This window comes from Mesorhizobium sp. W050, from assembly GCF_054719535.1.
Map to the genome: position 1 here is coordinate 4,096,252 of NZ_JBTTIH010000001.1, position 22,509 is coordinate 4,118,760.

Genomic DNA, 22,509 nt, shown 5'->3' on the forward strand with positions numbered 1-22,509 from the left:
GCTCCTGGCAAGGATCGGTTAGGACGTAACGGCAAAACCGATTGGACTTTTTCCGGCGCTATGAGCCTCAATTCCATTCCTGATTTCTTTGTCTATGGCGAGCCGGTGCGGCCGCTCGATGTCGGCTTCCTGCATGTCGAGACGGTGCTTGCGCGCGGCAATATTCATCTCGGCCAGGTTGCCGCGCACAAGCATCCGCAAATGGGCCAGATCACCTACTGGACCAGCGGCTCCGGCACCTACCGCATCGAAGACCAATCCTGGGACTTTTCGGCACCGGCCGTCAGCTTCGTGCCGAGCACCATCGTGCATGGCTTCTCGATCGGGCCCGGCACCGACGCCATCGTCGTTTCGGTCGCCGATGATGCGCTTGCGGCAATAGCCGCTCACAGCCTGCTGCCATTGGACCGGCCGGTCTTTGCCGATAGCCTTCCTCAGCACGTCGCGTGGAAAAGGCTTGCGGCGGTGCTGGAGATGATCGCCACGGAATATGCCGAGGCGCAGGCCGGGAGTGACAAGACCCTGCCGGCGCTGATTGCCGTCGCGCTCTCGCACATCGCGCGCCTTGGTCCCGAGGTAATGGATGCCACTGGCTCTTCCGATGCTGCATTGGCGCGCGGCTTGCGCCGCCTGGTCGATGCGCATTTCCGCGACAACTGGCCCGTCGACCGCTACGCCGGGGCGCTGGCCACGACACCGCATCTTCTCGACAAGGCCGCCCATACGGTGCTTGGCAGCGGCGTCAAGCGACTCATGGGGGAGCGACGGTTGCTGGAGGCCAAGCGCTTGCTGCTGTTCACCGTGCGCACCGTCGAGGACATCGCCTACGAAATCGGCTTCGAAGATCCGGCCTATTTCTCACGCTTCTTCCGGGAGCGGGTTGGCCAGGCGCCCGCCGCCTGGCGCCGCGCGCAGCTGGGGCAGAGTTGAAGCTTCCGCGCCGGCCAGGATCAGGCGTTTGGGCCGACACGCCGGCTAGGCGCAGCGCCGCCGAGTTGATCCACCTGTTGATAGGTGTTGCCGCGCAGCATTACCCCGCGCACGGCGCGGCGCATCGAGATTGATGTCGCCGCGAAACTTGCTGGTGTTTTTTGTCGCTTCCAAACGGTTCGTTATTTGAACCACCGTTTGATGTGCTATGAGCGGACTGCAAGGTGGATTGGCTTTCGTCCCATGCGAAGTATCTTGAGGATGCACGATGAGCACAGTCGGCAAAGCGATATCGCTGCTGGAGCAGTTCACGCTCGGCGAACCGGAGATCGGCCTGTCCGAGCTCGCCCGCAAAACCGGCCTCGACAAGGCGACGGCGCGGCGCCTGCTGATGGCGCTGGCCGACCACCGCCTGATCGAACAAGAGCCGGCAAGCCGCCGCTACCGGCTCGGCGCCGGCCTGTCGCGGCTGGCCCGCTTTCGCGACGCGCATTTTCCCTTCGTGCGCGTGGCAGCACCTGTGGTTCGCGAGCTGGCGCTGGAAACCGGCGAGACGGTGCATCTGTCGGAATTCAGCGCCGGCGCACTGCTGACGGTCCATGTCGAGCTGTCGGCAAAGGCCAACCGGGTCAATGTCGATGTCGGCCAGGTGCTGCCCTTGCACGGCACCGCCTCCGGCATCGCCTTTCTCGCCGCTTCGCCTCGGGAAGCGGCCGAGGCCTATGTCGACAAGCCGTTGCCGACCTTCACGCCACACACGGTGACGCAGCCCGACAGGCTGATGAAGGCGATCCGGCTTGCCGCCAAGCGCGGCTATTCCTCGAGCTCCCAAGGCTATGAAGAAGGCGTCCACAGCATAGCCGCGGCAATCCTCGGCTCCGATGGCCGTCCTTTAGGCACTCTGGCGGTGGCCTCGCCTGTGTCACGCGCCGATGACAGCATGGCGGCCAGCCAGGGCGAAGCGGTGATCAAGGCGGCGCGGCTGATTTCAGCGCGCCTGGCCGGCGAAGCCTGACATCTCTACCGTCGCAGGGGAGATGATTAGCGGGTTAAGTTCCCAGCGGCGCACCGGCCTTGCCGCGAGACCGGAACGCTTCGTCTGGGACAGGCGGCTGGAGCGCAGCAAGGAAGAATTGTTGTCGCCCGCCCGAGCGTCGCCCACGATCTCGGAAATCGCCTTTGCTTGGGGGTTCAATTCGAGTGCGCATTTTTCGCGCGCGTTCGAGAGCCGGTACGATGTGGCCCGCGGAAGTTGCGCCAGAGGCTGAGGGCGGGTGCATTGAGGGGTGGGCCGTTTGCCGGATCTCGGAGAGCGCCCTAGCTCGCCGAAAGCCGGCATCCGGCAGCAAGTTCTACATATTGGCAGCGGTTGGCCGTACGATCACTTCGTTGACGTCCACGCCATCGGGTTGATCAAGCGCAAAACGGATCGCCCGTGCAATGGCGTCCGGTGTGAGCGACTTCTGCCGCCATTCTTTCAGAGCCGTGGCGACCTGAGGATCGCTGATATCGTCGCCCAGTTCGGTTGCGGTCACTCCGGGGGAGATGATCGTGGCGCGGATGTCGTCATGCTCCTGCCGCAGCCCCTCGGTGATTGCCCAGACGGCATATTTCGTGCCGCAATAGACCGCCGCGGTGGGCAGCACGATATGCGCACCGACCGAGGCGACATTGACGATATGCCCATTCTTCTGGGCGACGAAGCGCGGCAGCACCGCGGCGATCCCGTTCAGCACGCCGCCGATGTTGACATTGATCATGCGAGACCACTCATCGCGCTTCAGCGCGGCAAGCGGCGACAGCGGCATGACGCCGGCATTGTTGACCAGCACATCGATCTGCCCGAATTCGGCATGAGCGGCATCGGCAAAGGCGTCGAAATTCGCCGCGTCAGTCACGTCGAGTTCGCGCCACGCGACGCCTTTGCCTATTTCTGCGGCCAGCGCCTTGAGCCGCTCGGTGCGGCGGGCCCCGATGAACAGTCTGGCGCCGGCACCGGCAAGTTCCCGAACCGTCGCTTCGCCGATGCCGCTGGAGGCGCCGGTGATGAGTACAACCTTGTCTTTAAGTCCCGTCATGATCGTTTCCTTTCGCTGCGGTGTCGGGGAGATAGATGGCGGCGAACCGGCAAAGGGCGGTAGCGTGATCGTCCAAAGAGTTTGCACGATCCTCCAAATGAACTCAAAATGCCTTGCAACATTTCGCGCCATGAAGATTTATGCGGCATGGAGAAAATCAATGAACTCGCCGAGCTGATCACCCGCTTTGCGCCGAAATCTGGCATGGCCGGCACTGCGGTGCCGCGGCTGTCGCTCATTCGCGCCAACCAGCCCAGTGCACCCGTGCCTGCGGTCTACGAGGCGTCGCTTTGCATAATCGCCCAAGGATCGAAGCGCGTCTCGCTGGCCGACCAGAGCGTGGTCTATGACGCATCGAGCTACCTGCTCGTCTCGGTCGACCTGCCGCTGGTCGGGCATGTGTTGGAGGCGAGCCCGGCGGCGCCCTACCTCTGTTGCAAGATAGATTTTGATTCCACCGCGCTGGCCGAACTGCTTGTGAAAGAAGGACGTGCATCCCCCAGCAGGGATCTGCCGGTGTTAGCTGCCTATCCAAGTGACCCCGACCTGATTGATGCCGCCTGTCGGCTTGTAAGGCTGCTCGATCGCCCCGAGAGCATCACCGTGCTGGCGCCGCTGATCGAACGCGAAATCCTTTACCGGCTCCTCACCGGACCGCACGGTGACACGCTTCGCCAGATGGCGTCGGTGGACAGCCACCTGAACCAGGTCAGCCGCGCCATCGCCACGATCCGCAATCATTTCCAGGCACAACTGCGCATCGAAGACATTGCGGCGGCATCAGGCATGAGCGCGTCGTCCCTTCATGCCCATTTCAAGGCGATTACGCGCATGACCCCGCTCGAATACCAGAAGCAGCTGCGCCTGCAGGAGGCGCGAAGGATTATGCTTGCCGGCTGCGCAAACGCAGGCACGGCCGGGTTCGCGGTGGGCTATGACAGCCCTTCGCAGTTCAGCCGAGAATATCGTCGCCTGTTCGGTGCGCCGCCCCGGAAAGATATTGACCGCCTTCAGGCGACACCCAGTTCGGCTGCGGCTTATTGAGTTTTCCGAGCGGCATGCGCCAGCCATGGCTGGTCAGGAGCCAGCCGCCTCCAGGTGGCGAAGCGTCCGATCATGATCGGTAGAACTCCCGGTACCATTCGACAAAGCGCGGAACCCCTATTTCGATCGGGATTTTGGGCTTGAAGCCGGTCGCCTCCTCGAGCGAGCTGACATTGGCGAAAGTTGCCGGAACGTCGCCTGGCTGAAGTGGCCTGAGGTTGCGGTTTGCCTTGCGTCCCAGCGCGTCTTCGAGCACCTCGATCAATCGGTTCAGTTGAACGGGCGAATTGCCGCCGATGTTGTGAATCCTGAACGGTGCGTTGCTGGTCGCTGGGTCTGGCGCGACACTTTTCCACTCAGGATTGGCTGTCGCGGGTTGCTGCATGACGCGGATAATACCTTCGACAATGTCGTCGATATAGGTGAAATCCCGCTGCATGTTGCCATAGTTGAAGACCTCGATCGGCTCGCCGGCGAGGATAGCCTTGGCGAAGATGAACAGCGCCATGTCCGGCCGCCCCCACGGACCATAGACGGTGAAAAAACGCAGCCCGGTGGTCGGCAGTCGAAACAGATGGCTGTATGTGTGCGCCATCAGCTCGTTCGCCTTCTTGCTTGCGGCGTAAAGGCTGAGCGGATGGTCCGCCGGATCGTGCACGGAAAACGGCATGCGGGTGCTGCCGCCATAAATCGAACTCGACGATGCATAGACCAGATGGCCGACGGAGGCCTGCCGGCATCCTTCCAGGATGTTGACAAAGCCGCTGAGGTTGCTTTCCACATAGGCGTGCGGATTGCTGATCGAATAACGTACGCCGGCTTGCGCCGCGAGATTGACGACAACCTCCGGCGCGGCCGAGAGGAAGAGCTCCGAAATACGGTCCCGCTCCGTGAGATCGGCATGCTCGAAACAAAAATTCGAAAACGCTTTCAGCCGCTCGAGACGAGCCTGCTTCAGGCTGACGTCATAATACTCGTTCATGGAGTCGAGGCCGATAACCTGGCGTCCTTCGGCAAGCAGCCTCAGGCAAAGATGAAACCCTATGAACCCGGCTGCACCGGTGATCAGTATCGGCCTGCTTGATGTCACTGCATATCCTAGCGTTAATTTCAGGCGAGCTTTACAAGCTCCAGTATTTTATGTTGTCGGGAACTTCATTGGGCTTGATGGCCGACTTGACATCGAACAGTGTCCCCCCCGGCCTGATCATTTGAAAAAGACGCGCTCTTTCGTTGGTGAGATATTGCCTGTGAGGCACCGCCAGAACAAGCGCCTGCAAATCGTTTATCTCATCGAGCGGCAGGATTGTTTCGCCGTGATCACGCCGAGCGGTTTCGACATCGGCAAGGGGATCATGGACTTTGGGGACAATTCCGAACTGCCTTAGTTCCTTGACCATGTCGAAAACGCGGCTGTTGCGCAAATCCGGCACGTCCTCCTTGAATGTCAGCCCGAGAATGCCGACAGAAGCCCCTTTGACGGGCGTGTCAGAACCAATCAGCCGTTTGACAACCTGCTGGGCGACGAAGGCCCCCATGCCGTCATTGATGCGACGTCCGGCGAGGATGATCTGCGGATGGTAACCTTCGGCCTCGGCCTTGGCGGTCAAATAATATGGATCGACGCTGATGCAGTGGCCGCCGACGAACCCCGGTTTGAAGGGAAGGAAGTTCCATTTCGTCGACGCAGCATCAAGAACATCCTGCGTCCGGATATCGAGCCGCTCGAAGATCATTGCCAGTTCGTTCATCAGCGCGATGTTCAGATCGCGCTGGGTGTTCTCGATAACCTTCGCTGCCTCGGCCACCTTGATCGACGGGGCGCGGTAGACGCCGGCATCGATGATACGGCCATAAACGTTCGCGACGCGCTCCAGCGTCTCGCTATTCTCGCCGGAGACGACTTTGACGATCTTTTGCAGCGAGTGTTCCCGATCGCCGGGGTTGGCGCGTTCGGGCGAATAGCCGAGGGCAAAGTCGCGGGGATGTCGCAGGCCGGAAACCTGCTCGATGATCGGCCCACAGAAATCTTCGGTCACACCTGGATAGACTGTCGACTCAAAAACGACGACGGCGCCTTTGCTCACCGCCTCGCCGACGAGTTCGGACGCCAGTTTCAAAGAAGCTAGATCGGGAGCGCGATTTGCGTCGATAGGGGTTGGCACGGCGACGATGAAGAAAGTAGCGCCTTTCAACATCTCCCGGTCGGTGGTCAGCCCTATCGAGGTCTCCTTGAGCGCCGTTGCGTCAACTTCCCCCGTACGATCGACGCCGCCACGCAATTCCCCGATCCGACGCTCGCTGATGTCAAAAGCTATGGTGCCGGGGAAAACCTTCCCAAAGGCAATGGCTACCGGCAGGCCGACATAACCCAGGCCGATAACTGCAATGCGTTCGGACATCCGTGGGGTTCCTCGAGCCACCTGTTGAGCCGACGTGCTTGTATGGCAGGCTGTTGGCCAATTCAACGATGCTCTATCGCGAAGAGGAATGTCTCACGAAAAATGGTCGTTGCCATTTTCATGTTGCCATCCGCCGATGCCATCGATGTTGTGGATAAAATCCAGCAGGACCGGGTTTCGAGCCACTCTCTGCTGCGGATTGGGGTGAACCGTCAGGTTCTGCCGGCCATCTACGCAGCGGCGGCCCTGACGACAGGGCTGATATTCTCTGCTGCCAATCCATAGGCCACTATCGGCCTCAATCGTGCCTTCTGATCAAACCAAATGCCGGGATCGGAATTCGCATCGGCACCGAGCGGATCTGCGAAATTTCAGTTTGGTCCTTGTGCATTGGCTGCGGACACGGCGTATCCTGCGTGTGGCGACCGATATCTGGTCGATCAGCATTTGCCTGGGAGCAGAAATTGGCCAGACTCTATGACAGCCGCAGACGCATTCTCGTTACCGGGGGCGCAGGGTTTATCGGCTCGCATCTTATTGACCGCCTGTTGGAACGAGGCGACGAAATCTTGTGTGTCGACAACCTTTTCACCGGATCAAAGCGCAATATCGACCATTTGGCCAAGCATCCCCGCTTCGAATTCATGCGCCATGACGTGACCTTTCCGCTCTACGTCGAAGTCGATGAGATTTACAACCTGGCGTGTCCGGCCTCGCCTGTTCACTACCAGTACGACCCGGTTCAGACGATCAAGACCGCCGTGCACGGCGCCATCAATGTTCTTGGATTGGCAAAGCGGCTGAAATGCAAAGTCTTTCAGGCCTCCACCAGTGAGGTCTATGGTGACGCGTCTGTGCATCCGCAGCCCGAGAGTTACTGGGGCAATGTAAACCCGATCGGGCCGCGCTCATGCTACGATGAAGGCAAACGCTGCGCCGAAACGCTGTTCTTCGACTATCACCGACAACATGGCTTGTGGGTCAAGGTCGCGCGGATTTTCAATACGTTCGGGCCGCGCATGCACCCGGCAGACGGCAGGGTTGTCTCAAATTTCATCGTGCAGGCGCTTCGTGGTGAACCGATAACCATTTCGGCGACGGCTCACAGACAAGGTCGTTTTGCTACGTCGACGACCTGGTGAGCGGCATGCTGCGCCTCATGGATACGGGGCCGGAGGTGACCGGTCCAGTAAACATCGGCAATCCAAGGGAAGTAACGATCAGGCGCTTGGCCGAACTGACGACGCAGATGACCGGATCAGGTTCGGATACAATTTACCGCGATCTTCCGCAAGACGATCCGCGGCACCGCCAGCCCGATATCACCCTTGCCAAAAGGCTTGTCGGCTGGGAGCCGACGGTGACTTTGGAAGCCGGGTTGCAACAGACGATCGACTATTTCAAAGCCCTGCTGCCGAAGGTTTCCACAAACTCGCCTTGACCCGGCACCGCAGTGCAACCGTCAGGTCTACCGATCACCGTCGTGGTAGCGACGCCTTTTGCAGTCGATTCCGGTAGGCTTGAAGTTTTTTGAATTCTAATTATTTTAAGCTTGAAGTTATTTGGCAGAATCCATGGCGCTTCATCCGTCCGAGCCGGGACACCGGCATTGGCGGAGAGCAGAAGGAGGAGGAAGATTTGCCGTTGTTCCGGAATAAAACTCCATGAACACAGCACGATTTTCCGAGAGTGTCACAGGCAAGATCGTCGATGGCGTTCTCATCGTCACGATCGAAAATCCGCCGGTCAACGCGCTGTCCCTCCATGTCAGGGCCGGACTGATGGCTGCGCTTGGGCGTGCGGCGTCGGATGAAGTGTCTGCCGTGGTGCTGACCGCCATTGGACGCACCTTCATCGGTGGCGCCGATATCAAGGAATTCGGCAAGCCCGCTATCGAGCCCACACTGCCTGAAGTGATCGAAGCGATCGAGAGCTTCGCGAAACCGGTCGTCGCGGCAGTAGGCGGCGCGGCGCTCGGCGGCGGCTGCGAGATTGCGCTGGCCTGCCACTATCGGGTGGCCAGCAAGGCGGCCAGCTTCGGCCTGCCCGAGGTCAAGCTCGGGTTAGTGCCTGGAGCCTGCGGAACCCAACGCCTGCCCCGCCTCATCGGCACGGTCGCCGCAATTGACCTGATCGGCACGGGTCGGCCCGCAAATGCCGACGAAGCGCTCGCTCTCGGTCTGATCGATACCATTGCCGACGATCTTCCCGAAGGCGCGCTCGATGTCGCCCGCCGTCTCGTTGGCCAACCGTTGCGGCGCACGGGCGCGCTTTCCGTCCCACGCTCGCAACCCGAAGCCGAAGCGGCAGCCGCAAGAAAGGTGCTTTCCCGCAGCCGTGGACAGATCGCGCCTGCAGAAGCCGTGAGATTGGTCCAGGCTGCGTCCACGGCCAAACTTGAGGACGGTCTTGCGGACGAACGCGCGACCTTCCTGCGCCTCCGGGATTCTCGCGAAGCGGCAGCGTTGCGCCACGTCTTCTTTGCCGAGAGGCAAGCCAGCAAAGTCGACAGGCTGGAGGGTGTCACGCCTCGCAAGGTCGAGACCGTCGGTATCGTCGGAACCGGCCTGATGGGTGCAGGCATCGCGGTCTCGGCCTTGAATGCCGGCTATGGCGTAATCGGCGTCGAGCAGACGGACGACGCCGCGGCAAAAGGATACGCGCGTATCGCCGGCCTTCTCGACAAGTCAGTCCAATCCGGCCGTCTCACCGATCATGCGCGCAGGGAGGCGCTGAGCCGGTTTGAAGCGGCCAGCGAAGCCGACAGGCTGGTGCAGGCCGATCTGGTCATCGAGGCAGTGTTCGACGATCTCGCGGTAAAAACCGAACTCTTCCGGAAGCTCGAACGTATCGTCCGCCCGGACGCCATCCTTGCGACCAACACCAGCTACCTCAACCCCGACGAGATCGCCTCTGCAACCGCCCGGCCCGAACGGATCGTCGGCCTGCATTTTTTCTCCCCGGCCAACGTCATGCGGCTCACCGAAGTGGTGGATTGCGCGGCGACGGCGCCCGATGTGCTCGCCTCGGCGATCGCCTTCGTCAGGAAGCTCGGCAAGCTGCCTGTCGTGTGCGGCGTTACCGAGGGTTTCATCGGCAACCGCATCTATTCCGCCTACCGCCGCGAGGCGGAGTTCATGGTGGAGGATGGCGCAGCACCCGATGAGGTGGATGCCGCGCTGGAGGCCTGGGGCTTCCCGATGGGGATCTTCGCGGTCAACGATATGGCTGGGCTGGAGATAGCCTGGGCGCGGCGCAAGCGACAGGCGGCGATGCGCGATCCGCAAGCACGTTATGTCGAAATCGCCGACCGGCTGTGCGAGGCCGGCCGCTTCGGCCGCAAGACCGGGCGCGGCTGGTACGATTATTCGGACGGCGAACGCAGGAGCGACCCGCAAGTAACGGCGCTGATCGAGGCCGTGCGAGCGGCCAACGGCATCGTGCCGCGCCGCTTTTCGTCCGATGAGATCGTCACGCGCTTACTGGCGGCAATGGCCGAAGAGGGCAAGGCACTGCTGGCCGAAGGCATCGCGGCGCGTGCCTCCGACGTCGATCTGGTGATGATCAACGGCTATGGCTTCCCGGCCCACAAGGGCGGGCCGATGTTCCACGCCGGAGACATCTGACGATCGAGCTAAGACAGCTTGGCGATGACGGCGCGCAGGGCTTCGCCGAAACGCCTGACCTCGTCGACCGTGTTGTAATGAACCAGCGAGGCGCGGATGGCGCCGCTGTCCATCGACAGGTTGAGACGCTTCATCAGCCGGGGCGCATACATATGGCCGTCGCGGATGCCGATCTGCATGTCAGCCATTTCCTCGACGATCCGCTGCGGCGACAGCTTGCCGATGTTGAAGCAGAATGTCGGCACGCGTTCGTTGATGCGGGCTTCCTCGGCGACGCCGTAGATCGTGGCATTGCATCCCTTGAGCACGGCGAGCATCTCGCGCGCCAGGAGCATTTCATAGTCGCGGATGGCGCCCATGCCGGCAACGATGTTGTCGCGCCGCGAGCGGTTGTTGGAGGGCGCCAGATTGCGGCCGATCAGTTCCAGGTACTGCACCGCGGCATCCATGCCTGAGACGTTCTCGTAGATGAAGGTGCCGGCCTCGACCTTGTAAGGCGGCTCGTCGGGGATGAAATCCTCGCGGAAGGTCGGCAGCCGCTTCAGCGTTTCGAAGCGGCCCCACAGAAAGCCCATATGCGGCGAGAAATTCTTGTAGCCGGAGCAGACGAGATAATCGCAGTCCCAGGCCTGCACGTCGATCAGCCCGTGCGGTCCGTAATGCACGCAGTCAAGGAACACTTCGGCGCCGGCCGCATGCGCGATCGCGGCCACCGAAGCGACGTCGACGATCGAGCCGATCGAATGCGCGGTCACCGTGCAGGCGACGAGACGGGTGCGATCGGAAACCAGCGGCTTGAGGTCGTCGACATGCAGGTTGCCGTCCTCGCGCATGCGCCACCATTTGAACTTGGCTCCGGCGGGCTCCAGCGCCAGCCACGTGGCGATGTTGGCGTCGTGGTCCATATCGGTGATGACGATCTCGTCGCGCTCTGTGTCCTTGGCCAGCATCTGGCTGATGCCGAGGCTGACCAGGCGAATGAACGAGGTGGCGTTCATGCCGAAGCAGATTTCCGACGGACTGTAGGCGTTGATCAGCAAGGCCACGCTCGTCCGAGCATCCGCAACCGATTGGTCGACCGTGACCGAGCGCCCATAGCGACCACCACGCTGCACATTGTGCGAGACCAGGTGATTGGTCACCGCGTCGAGCACGCTCTGCGGGATCTGCGCGCCGGCGGCGTTGTCCATGAAGATGAAATCACCGGCGCGCTGCAAGGCCGGAAACATGGCGCGGATGGTGTCGACCGGAAAGCCGCCGGCGGCTTGGGAATTGCTCAACTGTATCTCCTGCGAATGGCTTGGGAAGCGGGACGGTTGATGAGGTCAGCGCGTCTTCTCGGTCTTGAAGCGGTCTTCGAGCAGGCTGACGAGGCGGACCATGGGCCAGAGGAAGATGAGATAGACCAAAGCGGCGCCGATCAGCGGCGAGGGATTGGCATAGAGCGATTGCGCGTTGGTCGCTTCCTTCAACAGTTCAGGCAGCGCAACGGTGGAAGCGAGCGACGTGTCCTTGAACATCGAGACGCAATTGCTGGTCATCGGCGGGATGACGACTCGGATCGCCTGCGGCAGCACCACCTTGCGCAAGGTCAAAAGGAAAGGCAGGCCGAGCGCCTGTGCTGCCTCGAATTGGCCTTTCGGAATGCTCTCAATGCCGGAGCGGAACACTTCTGCTGAATAGGCCGACATGATGATGGCGAACGCCGTCACGGCGGAGGCCCAGGACGACAGACGGATGCCGAGGAAGGGCAGCGCATAATAGATCAGGATCAGCACCACCAGCACCGGCAGGGCCCGGAAGATGTCGGTGTAGCCGACCGCCAGCCAGCGCAGCGGCTTCGGCGCATAGAGCCGCAACAGGCTGATCCCCAGGCCAATGGGAATGCCGATGCCGATACTCAAAATGCCGAGCAGCAGCGTGTTCAGGAAGCCACGCAACAGCGCCGGCAGGCTGGACATGATCACGTCAGGATTGAAGAAGGTGTCGATCAGCGACATGGGAGCGTTCCCGAACCCCAGAGCAAAGGATGCTCAAGTTAAAACCAATCGACCTTGCCTCCGATGAGGCTATCCGTGTGGCAGCAGGCGCCGGAGCGTGAAATGAATCGTGCCGGCCTGGGAGCCGGCACGATTTAAGTGCATTGCCGGTCAGGCCTTGGGCAGCGGCATTTCCTTGACCGTCGAGGAATCGGCTGGCGCGTCGCTGCCGAACCACTTCTTGTGGATCGCGGCCAGCGTTCCGTCCTTCTTCATCGCGGTCAGCGCGTCGTTCAGCTTGCCGAGCAGCGGATGGTCCTTGCTCATCATCAGGCCGTACTGTTCGCCGGTCTTGATGCGCTGCTTGACCTTCAGGTCCTTCATCTTGGTGAAGGAGTATTCCATGCCCGGAATATCGCTGACGGCGGCGTCCACGCGGCCCGCGCTGAGGTCGAGCAGAAGATTCTGCTGCGTGTCATAGCCCTTCACGTCGCTGTAGCCGTCAGCCTCCTGATGCGCCTTGACCCAGGTCTCGCCGGTCGAGCCTGAAAGCACGCCGACGATCTTGCCCTTGAGGTCGGCCTCGGTGTTAACAGCGCTATCGGTCTTCGTCGCAATGCCCATGTCGGAGTCATAATAGGGCTGGGTGAAGGACAGCGTTTTCAGTCGCTCCGGCGTGATGGTGATCGAGGAGATCGCGACATCGATGCGGTTGGAACTGACAGCCGCGAACAGCGCCTGGAAGCCGAGGTCGGCAATGTCGGTGGTCATGCCGGCACGCTTGGCCGCTTCGTTGACGATGTCGACTTCAAAGCCCTCGAAAGTGCCGCTCTCGTTCTTGTATTCGAAGGGCGGATTGGTCGGGTAGGCGCCGACATTGAGCACATCGGCGGCAAAGGCGGTGGCCGGGCCGGCAGCGATGCCGATCGTGGCGGCGAGAAGAAGCAGGTTGCGACGAGTGAAGCTCATTTTGTGTTCCCTCTGGTTGTGATCGGGCGGGTTTGCTCCCGCACGGTTTGTTGCCGTCCCACCTCCCAGCGGGGCGTCAATTCATGGCGGCGACCATGCGCTCGAGCGCGGTCGCTATCTGGTCGCGTTCACGGCACACGCACATCCGCAGGAAGGCCGCTGCCGAATTTCCAAAGAGGTGGCCGGGAGCCAGCCCGACGCGCGCCGTCTCCAGTATCCTGGCGCAGGCCTGCCGGGCGTCGCTTTCGCCGTCCATGGCAAAGAAGGCATACATGCCTCCGCGCGGTTTCGTCGGCAGGATGATGCCGGGAATCTGGGCCAGTCTGTCATAGGCAAGGTCGAGGCCGGTTTTGATCCGCTGCCTGATCTCCTCGACCAGCGGCTCGCCTTGGCGGATGGCGGCGACAGCGCCTGCCTGGATAGGCGCGGCGGTGCCGCTGTTGATGTACTGCGTCATGGCGCCAAGCTGGTCGGCCACCCCCGACGGATGCGTCAGCCAGCCGATGCGCCAGCCGGTCATCGCCCACGCCTTCGAAAAACTGTTGACCGACAGCACCCGGTCGCCATCCTCGGCGATCTGCAGGATGGAAGGAGCAACATTGCCGTCGAAATAGAGCCGGCCATAGACCTCGTCGGAGATGATCCAGATGCCGGTGCGCCGACTGAAGTCGAGCAGCGCCTGCATCTCCTCGCGCGACGCGGTCCAGCCGGTCGGGTTGGACGGCGTCGACAGGAAGATCGCGCGTGTGCGCGCATCGCAAGTGGCGAACAGCCGGTCGAGATCGAGATGCCAGTCGCCCTTGAAGTCGAGCGAAAACGGCCTTGGCTCGCCCCCGATCAGATGGATGGCGTTGTGGATGTTGGGCCATTGCGGCGCGACATAGACGACGTTGCTGCCGGTATCGACCAGCAGTTCCAGCGCCAGGTACAGCGCCTGCATGCCGCCGGGCGTGACCGTGGTGCGCGCAATCGGGATCGTCCGCCCGTGAATGCGCGTTTGGTATTCCGACAGCGCCTCGTTCAGTAGGGGGTGCCCACGCATGTTAGGGACGTAGAACGTCTGGCCTTCATCGAAGGCGGCCTTCGCCGCGTCGCGGATGAAAGCGGGCGTCACCATGTCGCCTTCGCCGTACCAGAGCGCGATCACGTCGCCCAGTTCTCGGGCGCGCACGGCAAGGTTGGCAATGTTTTCGGTGTGCAGGTCACGGATCTGGGCACGTACGCCGTCGAAAGCATAACGCGCGCTGGACGATGACTGGGGCAGTATGAACGACAAGGACTGAAACCCCTCCCACCCGGAGCACCGCGACGGACTGCCCGGCAAGCCCCACCGGCACGACAGTCGCCATCGAGTTTGGATGCTATCCAATGTGCTGCGCTTTTCAAGGAAAAAGTTTTAAGCTTAAAAAGTTCTTGCCCGATCCCGCCCGTCTACCGCAGCTCGGCGCGCGCAGCGGTGCAGTTGGCCGCAGCGCCGGCGCCAAGAAACATCGTATCGCTGGCCAGCACGAAGAAGCTCGCGCCGATAGCGGCCCACTGGCTGATCGTCTGTGGGCTGGCGCAAAATATGCCCGATGTCCTGCCATGCGCGACGGTCGCGCGGATGATCCTTGTGATCGCCTCATTGAGCTTGTCCACGCCTTTCGGCCCGATCGCATCGATCGACACGGAGAGATCGCCGGGGCCGACGAAGACCACATCGATACCGTCTATGGCCGCGATCGCCTCGATGTTGGCCAGCCCCTCCGATGTCTCGACCTGGACCGCGACGACCACCCTGTCATTGGCCGCGGCCAGATATTCGGGAATGCGATAGCCATAGCCGGCCGCGCGGCCAGGCCCGACGCCGCGCTCGCCCAGCGGCGGATAGCGCGAGGCTTTCACCGCCGCCTCGGCCTGAGCAGCGGTCGAGACGCGCGGCACGAGCACGCCTTGTGCGCCGCTGTCGAGCGCCGCCTGGATAGCTTCCGGCGCATGACCGGGAACACGCACCATGGCCGGCACGCGATGCACGTCGGCCGCGCGCACCATGGTTTCGATCGTGTCGCGCGCGATCTGGGCATGTTCCCAGTCGATGCAGACGAAGTCGAGGCCGGTGAGCGCCATCACTTCGACGGCGACGGGATGGGGAATAGCGGCGAAGGAGCCGACGAGATTGGTCTTGCCGATGCACTTCTGACGGAACGCGCTCATATCCATCCCCCTTTTTTCCCCTCCGAATTTGATATCCGCAATCGGCGGCGAGGCGAAGCTATTTCAGGCTTGAAATATTTTTGCGCGGCCCTAGCGTGTCGGTCTCCCGCCACGAGTTCCCATGATGATCAAAACGCATCCCCTGCACGGCCCGAACAAACTGAAGCTGGGCGTCTTCTCGACCAATGCCGATGGCGGTCTGGCCATCACCGATGTGCCGGAACGCTGGACGGCAAGCTGGCAGGACAATCTGACGGCGGCGCAGATCGCCGACCGCGCCGGGCTGGAATTTATGCTGCCGATCGCGCGCTGGCGTGGCTTTGGCGGCCGCAACAAGGTGCGCGAATGGTCGTTCGAGACCTTCACCTGGGCGGCAGCCCTGGCGGTGGCCACCGAGCAGATCGGCCTGTTCATGACCGTGCATGTGCCGCTGGTGCATCCGCTCTATGCCGCCAAGGCGCTGGCAACTGTCGACCATATAAGCCATGGCCGCGCCGGTCTCAACATCGTCTGCGGTTGGAACCCGAAGGAATTCGGCATGTTCGGCACGCCTTTGGTTGAGAAGGGCTACGACCAGGCCGCCGAATGGATCGAAATCCTGGAAAAGCTTTACGCCTCGGACCAGCCTCTGGACTACGAGGGCACCTACTATCGCCTCAAGGAGGCGGTGAGCCGGCCGGCCAGTGTGCAGCAGCCGCGTCCGGTGACCATGAATGCGGCTTTCGGTGGCCCGGGCCGCGATTTCGCCGCCGCCCGATGCGATTATCTGTTCACGACCTTTTCGGAAATGAGCGATGCCGGCAAGCATGTCGCCGACATCAGCGAGCGGGCCGACAAGGTTGGCCGCAACGTTGGCGTCTACACGGTGGCGCATGTCGTCTGCCGTCCAACCATGGAAGAGGCGCAGGCCTACTACACGCGCTATGCCGTCGATCTGGCCGACCACGATGCGGTCGATGCCCATATGGCCGGCAAGAAGGAGTTCTCGCAGTCGCATGACCCGCATGCCTATGACCGCTACCGGCAGCGTTTCGCCGGCGGCGCCGGCACCTACCCGCTGGTTGGAACGCCGGAGACGATCGCCGCCGAGATGGCTGCCATTGCCGGGCATGGCTACCAGGGCATCGCGCTGTCGTTCGTCAACTACACCAGGGAACTGCCCTATTTCTGCGACCATGTGCTGCCGCTGCTCAGGCAGGCGGGGCTGCGCGGCTGATTATTCCGGAATGACGGCGGTGGCCTGAATCTCGATCTTGGCGCGATCTTCCACCAGCGCCACCACCTGCATGGCGGCCATCGCCGGAAAATGTCGGCCGATCACCTCGCGATAGGCCTCGCCGATCCCCTTGAGGTTGCCGAGATATTCGGCCTTGTCGGTGAAATACCAGGTCATCGCGGTGATGTGCCGTGGCTCCGCGCCGGCTTCCGCCAGCACGGCGACGATGTTTTGCAGCGTCTGCCGCACCTGGCCGGCGAAATCGTCGGTCTCGAACTGGCACTGCCCGTTCCAGCCGACCTGTCCGCCCACGAAGACGAGCCTGCCGCGCGCAGCAATGCCGTTGGCGTAGCCGACCGGTTTCGCCCAGCCCTCCGGCTGCAGGATCTCGTGCATTTTCAAGCCTCCCCGGTATTCTTAAAGATCAATCTCAAATCAAATACATCGCCGTCAGGCCGCACCCATCACCTGCCGTGCGATCACCACCTTCTGCACATCGGATGCGCCCTCGTAGATGCGTAGCGCGCGGATCTCGCGATAGAGGCTCTCGACGATATGGCCCTTGCGGACGCCGTCCCCCCCATGCAGCTGCACAGCCTTGTCGATCACCTCTTGCGCCTTGTCGGTGGCGAACAGCTTGGCCATCGCCGCCTCGCGGGTGACACGAGCCGCGCCCATGTCCTTGGTCCAGGCAGCGCGGTAGACCAGCAGCGCTGCGGCATCGATGTCCAGCGCCATGTCGGCGATATGGCCTTGCACCATCTGCAGCTCTGCCATCGGAGCGCCGAAAAGTTTGCGCTCGGCCACCCTGCTGATGCTTTCGTCCAGCGCCCGGCGGGCAAAGCCGAGTGCCGCCGCGCCGACCGTCGAGCGGAACACGTCAAGCACCGACATGGCGATGCGGAAGCCGTCTCCCGGTTTGCCGATCAGCGCCGAAGCCGGCACCCGCACCTGATCGAAGGAAAGCCGCGCCAGCGGATGCGGAGCGATCACCTCAAGGCGCTCGGTGATGCCAAGCCCCTTGGCGTCGGCGGGTACGAGAAAGGCGGAAAGTCCCTTGGCGCCCGGCGCCTCGCCGGTGCGGGCAAAGACGACGTAGAGATCGGCGATGCCGCCATTGGAAATCCAGGTCTTCTCGCCGCTGAGGATATAGAAGTCGCCATCGCGGATCGCCGTCATTTCGGTGTTGGCGACATCCGACCCGGAGCGTGGCTCCGAAAGCGCGAAGGCCGAGATCGCCTTGCCGGCCGTGGTCTTTGCCAGCCATTGCTGCTGGTCAGGCGTGCCGAACAGGCTGAGCGCGCCGGTGCCGAGCCCCTGCATGGCGAAGGCAAAGTCGGCCAACCCGTCATGGCGCGCTAGCGTCTCGCGCATGATGCACAAAGTGCGGACATCGAGCGGTCCCGGATTGTCCGTATCAAGCGCCGTCGGCTTCAACCAGCCGTCGCGGCCAAGCTTGGCCACCAGCTCGCGGCAGGCGGCATCGACGTCATGGTGATCGACCGGCAGGTTCCTGGCGCACCATGCTTCCAGCCTTTCGGCCAATTCGCGGTGGCGATCTTCAAAGAACGGCCAGTTGAGGAAACTCCTGTCAGCCATCAATTGCCCTCGAACACCGGTTTTTTCTTGGCGACGAAGGCCTTGTAGGCGCGCTCGAAGTCACGCGTCTGCATGCAGATCGCCTGCGCCTGCGCTTCCGCTTCGATCGCCTGGTCGAGGCCCATCGACCATTCCTGGTTCAACTGCGTCTTGGTGATGCCGTGCGCGAAGGTCGGGCCGGAGACGATGCGCGCCGCCATCTCGAGCGCGTCGGCCTCGAGCGCCGCCGCATCGACCAGCCTGTTGTAGAAGCCCCAGCGCTCGCCTTCCGCAGCCGTCATCGTGCGGCCGGTGTAGAGCAATTCGGCGGCACGGCCCTGGCCGATGATGCGCGGCAGAATCGCGCAGGCGCCCATGTCGCAGCCGGCAAGGCCAACGCGGGTGAACAGGAAGGCGGTCTTGGCCTCCGGCGTGGCGATGCGGATGTCGGCGCTCATGGCGATGATGGCGCCGGCGCCGACCGCGACACCGTCGATCGCCGCGATGATCGGCTTGCCGCAGTTGAGCATCGCCTTGACGAAATCGCCGGTCATGCGGGTGAAGGCAAGCAACTCCTTCATGTCCATCTTGACCAATGGGCCGATAATGTCGTGGACATCGCCGCCCGAGCAGAAATTGCCGCCATTGGACAGAAACACCACGGCGTCGACGTCGTCGGCATAGACGAGGTCGCGGAATGTGTCGCGCAGTTCGGCATAGCTGTCGAAGGTCAGTGGATTCTTGCGCTCCGGCCGGTCTAACCGCACCCTGGCGATCCTGCCTTCGACCTCCCACAGGAAGTGCTTCGGCTTGAGGCCGGCCATCGAACTCATTCGCGTCCCTCCCAGTTGCTGCGGAACGAGGTCAGCATGCCGGTCAGCCGGCGCGCATCCTCCTCGCTGACCTTGCCCAGCAATTCGCCGATCCAACCCTCATGCGCCGCGGCCATTGTGGCAAAGGATCTGGAACCCTCATCGGTCAGTCGCACCATGGATGTGCGGCGATCGCCATTGCGGCGCGCGCGCGCGACCAGGCCTTCCGAAACCAGCCGGTCGACAATGCCGGTGACATTGCCGTTGGAGACCAGCAGGAAGCGCGACAGATCGCTCATCAGCATGCCTTCCGGCGCGCGGTAGAGGGCGGCCATGACGTCGAAACGCGGCAGTGTCGTATCGAATTCTTTCTTCAGCCGCTCGCGCAGTTCCGCCTCAATCGTGCGCGAGGCGCGCAGCAGCCTGATCCAGAGACGCAGCCGGTCCTTGCCGGGTCCCGACGGCGCGGGCAATGGGCCGGCTACCATGTTTCGCCTCCTGAGATCGAAATCGCTTGTCCGGTAATCGACGCAGCCGCATCGCCGCACAGCCAGAGCACCGTCGCGGCAACTTCCTGCGGCTGGATGAAACGGCCTTGCGGGTTGGTCGAGGCAAGGCTCGCCCGCGCCTGCTCGACTGAGCGGCCGGTCTTTTCGACGACGCGCTGAATGGAGTCCGCCAGCATGTCGGTCTCTACGAAGCCCGGGCAAACGGCGTTGACGGTCACGCCGGATTTCGCCGTCTCGGCCGCCAATGCCCGCATCAGCCCGACCACCCCATGCTTGGCCGCCACGTAGGGCGCGACATAGGCGTAGCCTTTCAGCCCTGCGGTCGAGGCGACGAAGACGATCCGGCCCGCCTTGCGCGCGGCCATGCCGGCCAGCGCCGGCTTCACCGTCAGGAAGGCGCCGGTCAGATTGACGTCGAGCGTCCGCTGCCAGTCGGCAAGCGAGGTCCTGTGCGCCGGCGTGCTGCCGGCCATGCCGGCATTGGCGACGACGATGTCGAACGGGCCGCGCACGGCTTCCGCTTGCGCGTAGAGCGAAATCATCGCCGCCTCGTCGGTGACATCGGCTGACATGGCGTGGATGCGGTCGTTCTCGCCGGCCAACTTGGCAAGCTCGGCGTCGCGCCTCCCGCATATGGTCACCTCTATGCCGGCCTCGGCCAGCACGAGCGCGATGGCCCGGCCGACGCCGGAGCCGCCGCCAGTGACCAGCGCATGTTTGCCTGAAATCGCCAAGGCCGTCGTCATACTTTCAGCCCCGCCGCCGCATCGCGCTCGGCCAGCCGGTAGATCTGGTCGCGTCCGGGCAGATAGGGATCCGGCCATTTGACACCACGATCACCGAGCGTCACGGCTGCATGCAGCGTCCAGTAGGGATCGGCGAGATGCGGCCGTGCCAGGGCCACCAGGTCGGCGCGGCCGGCCATCAGGATCGAATTGACATGATCCGGCTCGTAGATGTTGCCGACCGCCATCGTCGCCATGCCGACCTCGTTGCGGATGCGGTCCGAGAACGGCGTCTGGAACATTCGGCCATAGACAGGCTTGGCGGCAATCGAGGTCTGGCCTGCCGAGACGTCGCATATGTCGACGCCGGCTTCGTGCAGCATCCGCGCGATCTCCACCGCATCGGCCGGCGTCACACCTTCGATGCCGACCCAATCATTGGCCGAAATGCGCACCGAGATCGGCTTTCGCGTCGGCCAGGCGGCGCGCACCGCATGGAAGATTTCCAGGGGATAGCGCATGCGATTTTCCCGCGAACCGCCATACTCATCCGTGCGCTGGTTGGTGACCGGCGTGATGAAGGACGACAGCAAATAGCCATGCGCGGCATGGATCTCGAGCATGTCGAAACCGCAGCGATCTGCCATCTCGGTGGACGCGACGAACTGGTCACGCACCTCGTCCATGTCGGCGCGGTCCATGGCTTTCGGCACCTGATTCTCAGGCGACCATGCAATCGCCGAGGCCGCCATGACCGGCCAATTGCCCGAGGCGAGCGGCACGTCGGTGCCTTCCCACCCGACACGGGTCGAGCCCTTGGCCCCGGAATGGCCAATCTGGGCGCAGATTTTCGCCTCGGTCTCGGTGTGGACGAAATCGACCAGCCGCTTCCACGCCACCTCATGTTCGGACGCATAGAAGCCGGGACAACCGGGCGTGATGCGTCCTTCCGGGCTGACGCAGGTCATCTCGATATAGACAAGCCCGGCGCCGCCCTTGGCACGCTCGGCATAGTGGGCGAAATGCCAGTCGGTCGGGCAGCCATCGACTGCCTTGTACTGCGCCATCGGCGAAACGACGATGCGGTTGTTGAGCTGCATGTCGCGCAGTTTGAACGGCGCGAACATCGGTGCCCGGCGCTGCCTGTTGCCGCCTGCCCCTGCCTGGCGCTGGAACCATTCCTCGGCGCTTTCAAGCCATTTGGCATCGCGCAGCCGCAAATTCTCGTGGCTGATGCGTTGCGAGCGGGTCAGCAGCGAATAATTGAACTGCACCGGATCGAGGCCGAGATAGCGCTCGACCTCCTCGAACCACTCCAGCGAATTGCGCGCCGCCGACTGCAGCTTCAGCACCTCGGTGCGCCGCGCATCCTCATACTTGCGGAAGGCGGCGTCGAGGTCCGGTTCGGTTTTGACATATTCGGCCAGCGCCACCGCGCTTTCCAATGCGAGCTTGGTCCCGGAGCCGATCGAGAAATGTGCCGAGGCCGCCGCGTCGCCCATCAGAGCCAGGTTCTTGTAGGACCAGCGTTCGCACAGCACGCGCGGGAAATTGATCCAGGCCGAACCTCTGATGTGATTGGCATTGGTCATCAGCGCGTGGCCGCCGAGATGTTTCTCAAAGATGCGCTCGCAGACGGCGATGGATTCCTGCTGCGACATGGCGCCGAAGCCGAAGGCAGCCCAGGTCTGTTCGCTGCACTCGACAATGAAGGTCGCTGTCTCGCTGTCGAATTGATAGGCGTGCGCCCACACCCAGCCATGCTCGGTCTTCTCGAAGATGAAGGTGAAGGCGTCGTCGAATTTCTGGTTGGTGCCGAGCCAGACGAATTTGCATTTGCGGGTGTCGATGTCGGGCTTGAAGACTTCGACGAAGGTGTTGCGCGCCCTTGAGTTCAGCCCATCGGCGGCGACGACCAGATCATGCGTCTCCATATAGGGCTGAGGGTCGGCGATATCGCTCTCGAACATCAGCCTCACGCCAAGTTCGCGCGCGCGTCGCTGCAGCAGGACCAGAAGCCGCTTGCGGCCGATGCCACAGAAACCGTGGCCCGACGAGACCGTGCGCACGCCGTCATGGATGACGGCGATGTCGTCCCAATAGGCGAAATGCTTCTTGATCCAGACAGCGCTGACCGGGTCGTTTTTGGCAAGGTTGTCGAGTGTTTCGGCCGACAGCACGACGCCCCAGCCGAACGTATCGTCGGCGCGATTGCGCTCGAACACCGTGATCTCGTGGGCGGCGTCCCGCAGCTTCATTGAAATGGCAAAGTAGAGGCCGGCTGGTCCGCCACCGAGAACCGCAACCTTCATCCGTGCGATCTCCTCTTCGCTTGCTGCATATTAAGTATCGCGCCGGAGACAAAATATTTCAAGCTTAAAGTTTCATGTTGGAACGATTGCTGGACACGGGTGGCGCGCCTGCGGGCTGGCCCCGCAAGCGCTCTGG

21 protein-coding genes and 1 pseudogene are annotated in these 22,509 nt (G+C 62.5%); 8 read left to right on the top strand and 14 right to left on the bottom strand.

The window, feature by feature from the left end; translation table 11 throughout:
- Positions 1–60: 60 nt before the first annotated feature.
- From ACYG9Y_RS19940 to ACYG9Y_RS19950, 3 genes are all read left to right on the top strand, one after another.
- Positions 61–930, top strand: a complete 870-nt coding sequence (locus ACYG9Y_RS19940; protein ID WP_023738345.1) for a helix-turn-helix domain-containing protein — start codon at positions 61–63, stop codon at positions 928–930.
- Positions 931–1,198: 268 nt separating this feature from the next.
- Positions 1,199–1,945, top strand: a complete 747-nt coding sequence (locus tag ACYG9Y_RS19945) for an IclR family transcriptional regulator (RefSeq protein ID WP_023738344.1) — start codon at positions 1,199–1,201, stop codon at positions 1,943–1,945.
- A gap of 22 nt (positions 1,946–1,967) precedes the next feature.
- Positions 1,968–2,198 (top strand): helix-turn-helix domain-containing protein, encoded by a 231-nt coding sequence (locus ACYG9Y_RS19950; protein ID WP_084014283.1) that lies wholly within the window; start codon positions 1,968–1,970, stop codon positions 2,196–2,198.
- 84 nt (positions 2,199–2,282) lie between these two features.
- On the opposite strand, the gene ACYG9Y_RS19955 is transcribed toward ACYG9Y_RS19950, so the two are convergent.
- Positions 2,283–3,008 (bottom strand): SDR family oxidoreductase, encoded by a 726-nt coding sequence (locus tag ACYG9Y_RS19955; RefSeq protein ID WP_023682721.1) that lies wholly within the window; start codon positions 3,006–3,008, stop codon positions 2,283–2,285.
- A 147-nt stretch (positions 3,009–3,155) separates the two neighbouring features.
- On the opposite strand from ACYG9Y_RS19955, the gene ACYG9Y_RS19960 reads away from it, so the two are divergent.
- Positions 3,156–4,052 (top strand): AraC family transcriptional regulator, encoded by an 897-nt coding sequence (locus tag ACYG9Y_RS19960; protein ID WP_023738343.1) that lies wholly within the window; start codon positions 3,156–3,158, stop codon positions 4,050–4,052.
- 70 nt (positions 4,053–4,122) lie between these two features.
- Here ACYG9Y_RS19960 and ACYG9Y_RS19965 read toward each other — a convergent pair whose 3' ends face one another.
- Positions 4,123–5,142: an NAD-dependent epimerase gene (locus ACYG9Y_RS19965; RefSeq protein WP_032923735.1), complete on the bottom strand. Its 1,020-nt coding sequence runs from the start codon at positions 5,140–5,142 to the stop codon at positions 4,123–4,125.
- 31 nt (positions 5,143–5,173) lie between these two features.
- Complete coding sequence (locus ACYG9Y_RS19970; protein ID WP_023738341.1) at positions 5,174–6,454, bottom strand: nucleotide sugar dehydrogenase; 1,281 nt, start codon at positions 6,452–6,454, stop codon at positions 5,174–5,176.
- Between the two features lie 102 nt (positions 6,455–6,556).
- On the opposite strand from ACYG9Y_RS19970, the gene ACYG9Y_RS19975 reads away from it, so the two are divergent.
- The 3 genes and pseudogenes from ACYG9Y_RS19975 to ACYG9Y_RS19985 all read left to right on the top strand — a co-directional run bounded on the left by ACYG9Y_RS19975 (position 6,557) and on the right by ACYG9Y_RS19985 (position 10,080).
- Positions 6,557–6,739 carry a hypothetical protein gene (locus tag ACYG9Y_RS19975; protein WP_023667816.1) on the top strand — a complete coding sequence of 61 codons (183 nt, stop codon included), beginning with the start codon at positions 6,557–6,559 and terminating at the stop codon, positions 6,737–6,739.
- 179 nt (positions 6,740–6,918) lie between these two features.
- A pseudogene (locus tag ACYG9Y_RS19980) lies at positions 6,919–7,895 on the top strand (UDP-glucuronic acid decarboxylase family protein).
- 223 nt (positions 7,896–8,118) lie between these two features.
- The gene (locus ACYG9Y_RS19985; RefSeq protein ID WP_023738340.1) at positions 8,119–10,080 is read left to right on the top strand and encodes a 3-hydroxyacyl-CoA dehydrogenase NAD-binding domain-containing protein; all 1,962 of its coding nucleotides are present in this window, start codon (positions 8,119–8,121) and stop codon (positions 10,078–10,080) included.
- An 8-nt stretch (positions 10,081–10,088) separates the two neighbouring features.
- Here the strand turns inward: ACYG9Y_RS19985 and ACYG9Y_RS19990 are convergent, their stop codons facing one another.
- The 5 genes from ACYG9Y_RS19990 to ACYG9Y_RS20010 all read right to left on the bottom strand — a co-directional run bounded on the left by ACYG9Y_RS19990 (position 10,089) and on the right by ACYG9Y_RS20010 (position 15,221).
- The gene (locus ACYG9Y_RS19990) at positions 10,089–11,360 is read right to left on the bottom strand and encodes a cysteine desulfurase-like protein (protein ID WP_023738339.1); all 1,272 of its coding nucleotides are present in this window, start codon (positions 11,358–11,360) and stop codon (positions 10,089–10,091) included.
- 45 nt (positions 11,361–11,405) lie between these two features.
- Positions 11,406–12,080: an amino acid ABC transporter permease gene (locus ACYG9Y_RS19995; RefSeq protein ID WP_023667812.1), complete on the bottom strand. Its 675-nt coding sequence runs from the start codon at positions 12,078–12,080 to the stop codon at positions 11,406–11,408.
- Between the two features lie 150 nt (positions 12,081–12,230).
- Complete coding sequence (locus ACYG9Y_RS20000) at positions 12,231–13,028, bottom strand: ABC transporter substrate-binding protein (protein ID WP_023682726.1); 798 nt, start codon at positions 13,026–13,028, stop codon at positions 12,231–12,233.
- Positions 13,029–13,104: 76 nt separating this feature from the next.
- Positions 13,105–14,304, bottom strand: coding sequence for a pyridoxal phosphate-dependent aminotransferase (locus tag ACYG9Y_RS20005; RefSeq protein WP_023667810.1), 1,200 nt, complete (start codon positions 14,302–14,304; stop codon positions 13,105–13,107).
- Between the two features lie 155 nt (positions 14,305–14,459).
- Positions 14,460–15,221, bottom strand: a complete 762-nt coding sequence (locus ACYG9Y_RS20010; protein ID WP_023686922.1) for an HpcH/HpaI aldolase family protein — start codon at positions 15,219–15,221, stop codon at positions 14,460–14,462.
- Between the two features lie 124 nt (positions 15,222–15,345).
- Between ACYG9Y_RS20010 and ACYG9Y_RS20015 the strand changes: the two genes are divergently transcribed.
- Complete coding sequence (locus ACYG9Y_RS20015) at positions 15,346–16,437, top strand: LLM class flavin-dependent oxidoreductase (protein WP_352609230.1); 1,092 nt, start codon at positions 15,346–15,348, stop codon at positions 16,435–16,437.
- Here ACYG9Y_RS20015 and ACYG9Y_RS20020 read toward each other — a convergent pair whose 3' ends face one another.
- The 6 genes from ACYG9Y_RS20020 to ACYG9Y_RS20045 are packed head-to-tail and all read right to left on the bottom strand — an operon-like array spanning position 16,438 to position 22,373.
- On the bottom strand, positions 16,438–16,833 hold the full coding sequence (locus ACYG9Y_RS20020) for a RidA family protein (protein WP_023738338.1): 396 nt from the start codon (positions 16,831–16,833) through the stop codon (positions 16,438–16,440). It lies immediately after the preceding gene.
- Between the two features lie 54 nt (positions 16,834–16,887).
- Entirely contained in the window at positions 16,888–18,036 is a 1,149-nt protein-coding gene (locus ACYG9Y_RS20025; protein ID WP_023738337.1) for an acyl-CoA dehydrogenase family protein, read from the bottom strand.
- Positions 18,036–18,848, bottom strand: a complete 813-nt coding sequence (locus tag ACYG9Y_RS20030) for an enoyl-CoA hydratase family protein (RefSeq protein WP_023738336.1) — start codon at positions 18,846–18,848, stop codon at positions 18,036–18,038. Before ACYG9Y_RS20030 ends, ACYG9Y_RS20025 begins: the two co-directional genes overlap by 1 nt.
- Positions 18,845–19,315 carry a MarR family winged helix-turn-helix transcriptional regulator gene (locus ACYG9Y_RS20035; protein ID WP_023699860.1) on the bottom strand — a complete coding sequence of 157 codons (471 nt, stop codon included), beginning with the start codon at positions 19,313–19,315 and terminating at the stop codon, positions 18,845–18,847. Before ACYG9Y_RS20035 ends, ACYG9Y_RS20030 begins: the two co-directional genes overlap by 4 nt.
- On the bottom strand, positions 19,309–20,082 hold the full coding sequence (locus tag ACYG9Y_RS20040; protein ID WP_023699861.1) for an SDR family NAD(P)-dependent oxidoreductase: 774 nt from the start codon (positions 20,080–20,082) through the stop codon (positions 19,309–19,311). Before ACYG9Y_RS20040 ends, ACYG9Y_RS20035 begins: the two co-directional genes overlap by 7 nt.
- Entirely contained in the window at positions 20,079–22,373 is a 2,295-nt protein-coding gene (locus ACYG9Y_RS20045) for a bifunctional salicylyl-CoA 5-hydroxylase/oxidoreductase (protein WP_023738335.1), read from the bottom strand. Before ACYG9Y_RS20045 ends, ACYG9Y_RS20040 begins: the two co-directional genes overlap by 4 nt.
- Positions 22,374–22,509 lie beyond the last annotated feature (136 nt).